Genomic DNA, 5,866 nt, shown 5'->3' with positions numbered 1-5,866 from the left:
AGCGGCGACCGGCAAAGCCAAGCCGGCGGCTGCGGCGCCCAAGGCCAAGCCACCGGCACCCGCCGCCAAGGCCGACGCTGCAAAGAAACCCCGTACACCCAAGAAACCCGCGACGCCCTGAGCGGCGTCGCCTCGCCGTACCCGACCCGGCCAGGGGCAGCGCAATGCCGCCCCGGTGCCGGGGAAGCAGCCTATCGCCTCGACAAGGATCCCTATGAGCCAGCCCAAGCCCACTGCAACGCCCGAGCCTGCCAGCGTCGAACCTTCGCGCATCCGTGAAGGCCTGCCTTTCCCCCTGGGCGCCACCTGGGACGGCCTGGGCGTGAACTTCGCGCTGTTTTCGGCCAACGCCACCAAGGTCGAACTGTGCCTGTTCGATGCCAGTGGCGAGCACGAACTCGAACGCATCGAGCTGCCGGAGTACACCGACGAAATCTTCCATGGCTACCTGCCCGACGCCCACCCGGGACAGATCTACGGCTACCGGGTACATGGCCCGTACGAGCCGCAGAACGGCCACCGCTTCAACCCCAACAAGCTGCTGATCGACCCCTATGCCAAGCAACTGGTGGGCGAGCTGCGTTGGTCCGAAGCACTGTTTGGCTACACCATCGGCCACCCCGACGGCGACCTCAGTTTCGATGAGCGCGACAGCGCGCCCTTCGTGCCCAAGTGCAAGGTCATCGACCCGGCGTATACCTGGGGTCGCGACCAGCGCGTGGGCGTACCCTGGGACCGCACGGTGTTCTACGAAGCCCATGTGCGCGGTATCAGCATGCGCCACCCGGCCGTGCCCGAAGCGGCCCGCGGGACGTTTGCCGGCCTGATGAACGACGAACTGCTGGGGCACATCAAGGGCCTGGGGGTCAGTTCCATCGAACTGCTGCCGATTCACGCCTTCGTCAACGACCAGCACCTGCTGCAGAAGGGCCTGAACAATTACTGGGGCTACAACAGCATCGCCTTTTTTGCACCGCACCCGCGCTACCTGGCCAACGGCAAGATCGCCGAGTTCAAGGAGATGGTCGCGCACCTGCACGACGCCGGCCTGGAGGTGATCCTGGACGTGGTGTACAACCACACCGCCGAGGGCAACGAGCAGGGCCCGACCCTGTCGATGCGCGGTATCGACAACGCCTCCTACTACCGCCTGATGCCCGATGACAAACGCTATTACATCAACGACTCGGGCACCGGCAACACCCTGGACCTGAGCCACCCCTGCGTGCTGCAACTGGTCACCGACTCGCTGCGCTATTGGGCCGGCGAAATGCACGTGGATGGCTTCCGCTTCGACCTGGCGACCATTCTGGGCCGCTACCACGAAGGCTTCGACGAACGTCACAGCTTCCTCGTGGCATGCCGACAGGACCCACTGCTCAGCCAGGTCAAGCTGATCGCCGAGCCCTGGGACTGTGGGCCCGGCGGTTATCAGGTGGGCAACTTCGCCCCCCGGCTGGGCCGAATGGAACGACCGCTTTCGCGACACCGTGCGCGCCTTCTGGAAGGGCGACGAAGGCCAGCTGGCGGACTTTGCCGCACGCATGACCGCCTCGGGCGAGCTGTTCAATCGCCGCGGCCGGCGCCCGTACGCGTCGGTCAACTTCATCACCGCCCACGACGGCTTCACCCTGCGTGACCTGGTGTCGTACAACGACAAGCACAACGAGCAGAACGACGAGAACAACCAGGATGGCAGCAACAACAACATCTCGTGGAACCATGGCGTGGAGGGCGTCACCGACGACCCCGAAATCAATGCATTGCGCCTGCGCCAGATGCGCAACTTCTTTGCCACCCTGCTGCTGGCCCAGGGCACGCCGATGATCGTTGCCGGTGACGAATTCAGCCGTACCCAGCATGGCAACAACAATGCCTACTGCCAGGACAGCGAGATCGGCTGGGTCAACTGGGAACTCGACGACGAAGGCAGCGCGCTGCTCAAGTTCGTCAAGCGCCTGACCAAGCTGCGCCTGGCCTACCCGATCCTGCGCCGCAGCCGCTTCCTGGTGGGTGACTACAACGAGGCGATCGGGGTCAAGGACGTGACCTGGCTGGCGCCGGATAGCAACGAGATGAGCGTGGAGCAGTGGGAAGACCCACAGGGCCGATGCCTGGGCATGCTGATGGATGGCCGCGCGCAGGTCAGCGGCATCTTGCGCCCGGGGGCCGATGCCACCTTGCTGCTGATCGTCAACGCGCACCATGACAGCGTCGCGTTCACCTTGCCCGATGTACCCCAGGGCGAGTACTGGAGCTGCCTGATCGATACCGACCGCCCGCAGTTGCGCAAGGCGCAGCGGTTGGCGTTTGGCAGCGTGTTCGAGGTCACCGGCCGCTCGCTGCTGCTGCTGGAACTGCAACGCGACGAAGACGCCTGAGCAATCGTTTTGGCATAGTGAGCCGCGTTGAAATACTCAACGCGGCTATGCGCCATCAATAACCTCTATTTATCAACGCATTAAGCAGCAAAATAGCCCGATAACGAAATAATCACACAATCTTGACGCCCGCCTCCTCCTCTCCTTAGCTACAACTAGTACGCATGCTTCAACATCATTCCGGGCCTCTAGCTCGCGGGTTTTCGCGGGCGCAAGGCAGGTTTGCTGGTTTGGGTCGCCCTCTGGTTTTGCCTTACAGCCCGTGACATCAGGCCAGATCTTTGGCTGTTACAACAAGAGGAGATCCGCCATGAAAAGAGCATCGAGCCCTTCGGGTTTTGAGTACGTTTTCTATGCGGTTTCCACGTCGCTGCTATTAGCAACCCCGGTGGAAACCCGTGCAGTGGGACTGGAGGACGATGCCCCCCTGTTCAACCTGGCCGCTGGCATGCCCGTGCTGGCGCTTGGCCCCACCAGCGTGTCGAGCTTGAGCCTGAACACCCTGGGAGTGTTTTCCGAGCACCTGGCCGAACGCCATGCGCTGCCACCCCAGGACGCCATTGCCAGCCAGTGGGCGCAGTTTTTTCCCAACCCGGCCAAGACAACCCCCGCGCCCGGGGCACGGCTGAACACCCCGAACCAGAACCTGCAGGTCAGCCCTGACCTGTTCATTCGTGAAACCGCCGGCGGCAACACCCATCGTGCCGGTATTTTCGTGGGCCACAGCAACCTGCAAAGCGGCTTTGAGGGCGGCAAGCCGCCATTGGGCGACAAGAAAAATGCGCTACGCCTGGAGGGTGAGAGCCTGGGCATGTACTGGAGCATGCAGCATGATCAGGGCTGGCACGTGGACGCGGTGGCCATGGGCACGCGTTTCGATGCCAGCGGGCGCGCCGGCAATGGCGAGCGGCTGGACGGCAACGGGCATGCGCTGACCTTTTCGGTGGAGGGCGGCTTTCCGATCGGGCTGGGCAAGAACTGGGTCATCGAACCCCAGGCGCAGTTGATCAACCAGCAGTACTACCCCGGCAACGAGGCGCAAGCCGAGACCTTGCAGGCGTACGATCGTCAACCGAGCTGGACCGGCCGCGTGGGTGCGCGCCTGTCGGGCCGCTACGAGGTGCGCGGCATGCCGATCGAACCCTATGTACGGACCAACGTGTGGTATGACTTCTCCAATGCCGATACGGTCAGCCTGGACAAGGTCGACAAGATCAGCAGCGGGCGCAATTCGGCCACGGTGGAAGTGGGCCTGGGGCTGGTGGCGCGGGTGACGCCCAAGGTGGCGCTGTTCGTGAGTGCCGACTACAGCAGCGATGTGGATGACAACGACTTGAACGGCTTGATCGGCAACCTCGGGGTGCGTGTGCGCTGGTGAGCAGCGAAGGGGCCAGCCGCATCACCCAATAGGTATACTGCCGGCCCTAGCCCTCACAACACGTGTCCGCATGATCCGCTTCATCGCCGTCTTTCACCTGCGCAGCACCTACCTGGCCAACCGCGGGTTCAAGGTGCACGCGCTGCGCAGCACCAACCATCCCGATGCCTACCTTGAAGCCAGCGATCTGCGCATCGAGCAGTTCGACAAGCAGGGCCAGTACTGCAACTTCACAGTGGTCGAGATCGACGACACCCCACGTGCGCCCCGTCGCCTGACATGGCTGGAGCGCATCACCGGCAATTTCGAACGGCGCTACTAAATAGGCGCGACTGCGAGGTACCCATGAGCCGCTTCATCGCTGTAAGTCACGCCTGGAATCTCAAGGGCAGCCTGGGCTTCCAGGTTTACCAACTCACCCCCCAACAGGCCGCCGAGGCACAGCTGCAGGCCGATGCAACGATCACGTCCACGGGCGACTCGCCTGGCCAGTGGAACAAGGTCTTCACCCTGGTGGAGCTCGACGACCACGAGTACTACGCCCGCCCACTGACCTGGCGCGAACGCCTTACCGGCACCTTCAAGGGCCGCAGCTAGTCACCTTTCACAGCCAGCACGTTGCACGGCACCTGGTACAGCACCTGCTCGGTGGTGCTGCCCACCAGCCGGACCAGCCCGTGGCGATGGGTATTGCCCATCACGATCACATCGGCGCGGTGATGCTGGGCGAACGCGGCAATCACCCGTGTGGGCGAGCCGGCCAGAAAGTGCTGGCGCTGCGCCGGCACACCGAGCGCATCGGCCAGGTGGTCGAAGTTCAACTGCAGCGAACGCCGTACCTCACTGCTGAACCCCGGCATGGTCACCGCACCCGCGCCGAAATCGGCAAGGTGAGTATTGGCAGTATCGAAGCCGTGCAGCAGGTGCAGCTCGGCATCACACTGGATGGCCAATGCGTTGGCGGCCTGGATGATCTGCTGGTTGATCGCGGCATGCGCCTGCGAAGGGTCGACGGCGGCCACTACCACCCGCGGCAACGGGCTGCGTATTTCGCTGACCAGGTGCACCGCCACCGCGCATTCGCGCAGCAGGTGCCAGTCCAGCGGGGTGACGAACACGCGCTTGAGTGCCGACTCGTGATGCACATCCTTGAACACCAGGTCTGGATGCAACTGCTCGATATGCTGAAGGACTTCGTCCAGCACCGTACGGGTTATCGCAATCTCGCTCGTGACCACCAGCGCGCTGCCCTGCAGCTGTTCAATTTCATCCTGCAGCCACTGTCGGTTTTGCGCTGCCAGTGCCTGCAAGGCTACCTGCTTGCCCTGCACACCGAACAGGTCGGGGTCTTCGATGAACACCGTGATGTGCAACGCGGCACCACTAGCCTTGGCGATAGCCCCTCGGCTCAGCCGTCCTGGCGTGCGCGTGTGCGCTTGCGCTTGCCGCGGCCACGCAGGCGCGGCGGCGGCTCGGGGTCGCTGTCCATGTACATCGGCGTGAGCGGCCTGGGCTTGGGCCGCTTGATCAGCCTGAGGGCAAAACACAGGGCAGACCAGCCAAACAGAAAGCCGATCTCGACGTTGACGCCTTCGTGGCAGTACAGCAGGAATGCCCCCAGCAACAGGCACACCCAGCCGCACCACAGCACACTGGATTGGCCGTGTTCATAACTGCCCCACACCATCCTGGGCTTGCGGCTCAGAGGCAGGTCGCCAACGCCGCCATGCGCCGCTGCGCCAGCGCATCATCCGTGACCGCGTAGAACTTCACCACGGTGCCTGCGGCCTCGGCGCGCACGTCCGCAAAGTACGCGGCGCCACGCGTCGACACGGTAGCGCCGCCGTTGGGACCGGCCTCCAGGTAGCCGCTGGCGTCCACGCCGAACACCGCCTCGTCCTGCCAGCCGAACTGGATGCACTCGGCTACCAGCGGTTCGGCCTTGGCCGAGGTGAAGGTTTTGTCGGGCGCGCCTGCGCGGGCCTGGTTCATCGTCGACGACGCACAACCGGCCAGCACCACGGCTGCCCCCAGTACCATTGCTACCCGCATGTAATCACTCTCCCAACTATCCAATAGTGGCTGCAGCGGCCCCTTCGCTGGCAAG

6 protein-coding genes and 1 pseudogene are annotated in these 5,866 nt (G+C 63.8%); 4 read left to right on the top strand and 3 right to left on the bottom strand.

The window, feature by feature from the left end; genetic code table 11:
• Positions 1–214 precede the first annotated feature (214 nt).
• The 4 genes and pseudogenes from glgX to G3436_RS20725 all read left to right on the top strand — a co-directional run bounded on the left by glgX (position 215) and on the right by G3436_RS20725 (position 4,356).
• Positions 215–2,381: pseudogene (gene glgX, locus G3436_RS20740) on the top strand (glycogen debranching protein GlgX).
• 310 nt (positions 2,382–2,691) lie between these two features.
• Complete coding sequence (locus tag G3436_RS20735; protein WP_163948862.1) at positions 2,692–3,759, top strand: autotransporter domain-containing protein; 1,068 nt, start codon at positions 2,692–2,694, stop codon at positions 3,757–3,759.
• Between the two features lie 70 nt (positions 3,760–3,829).
• Positions 3,830–4,081 carry a hypothetical protein gene (locus G3436_RS20730; protein ID WP_163948859.1) on the top strand — a complete coding sequence of 84 codons (252 nt, stop codon included), beginning with the start codon at positions 3,830–3,832 and terminating at the stop codon, positions 4,079–4,081.
• A gap of 23 nt (positions 4,082–4,104) precedes the next feature.
• Complete coding sequence (locus G3436_RS20725) at positions 4,105–4,356, top strand: hypothetical protein (protein ID WP_163948858.1); 252 nt, start codon at positions 4,105–4,107, stop codon at positions 4,354–4,356.
• On the opposite strand, the gene G3436_RS20720 is transcribed toward G3436_RS20725, so the two are convergent.
• From G3436_RS20720 to G3436_RS20710, 3 genes are read right to left on the bottom strand one after another with little or no spacing between them, the layout of a single operon-like run.
• Positions 4,353–5,171, bottom strand: coding sequence for a universal stress protein (locus G3436_RS20720; protein ID WP_163948865.1), 819 nt, complete (start codon positions 5,169–5,171; stop codon positions 4,353–4,355). The two genes, G3436_RS20725 and G3436_RS20720, sit on opposite strands and share 4 nt — an antisense overlap.
• Positions 5,168–5,446: a hypothetical protein gene (locus G3436_RS20715; RefSeq protein WP_163948855.1), complete on the bottom strand. Its 279-nt coding sequence runs from the start codon at positions 5,444–5,446 to the stop codon at positions 5,168–5,170. The genes G3436_RS20720 and G3436_RS20715 overlap by 4 nt, the downstream gene beginning before the upstream one ends.
• A 14-nt stretch (positions 5,447–5,460) precedes the next feature.
• Positions 5,461–5,811 carry a hypothetical protein gene (locus G3436_RS20710; RefSeq protein ID WP_163948852.1) on the bottom strand — a complete coding sequence of 117 codons (351 nt, stop codon included), beginning with the start codon at positions 5,809–5,811 and terminating at the stop codon, positions 5,461–5,463.
• Positions 5,812–5,866: the final 55 nt, after the last annotated feature.

The sequence above is a fragment of the Pseudomonas brassicae genome (genome assembly GCF_010671725.1).
Lineage (GTDB): Bacteria > Pseudomonadota > Gammaproteobacteria > Pseudomonadales > Pseudomonadaceae > Aquipseudomonas > Aquipseudomonas brassicae.
This window is presented reverse-complemented; position numbering and strand designations above follow the sequence as displayed.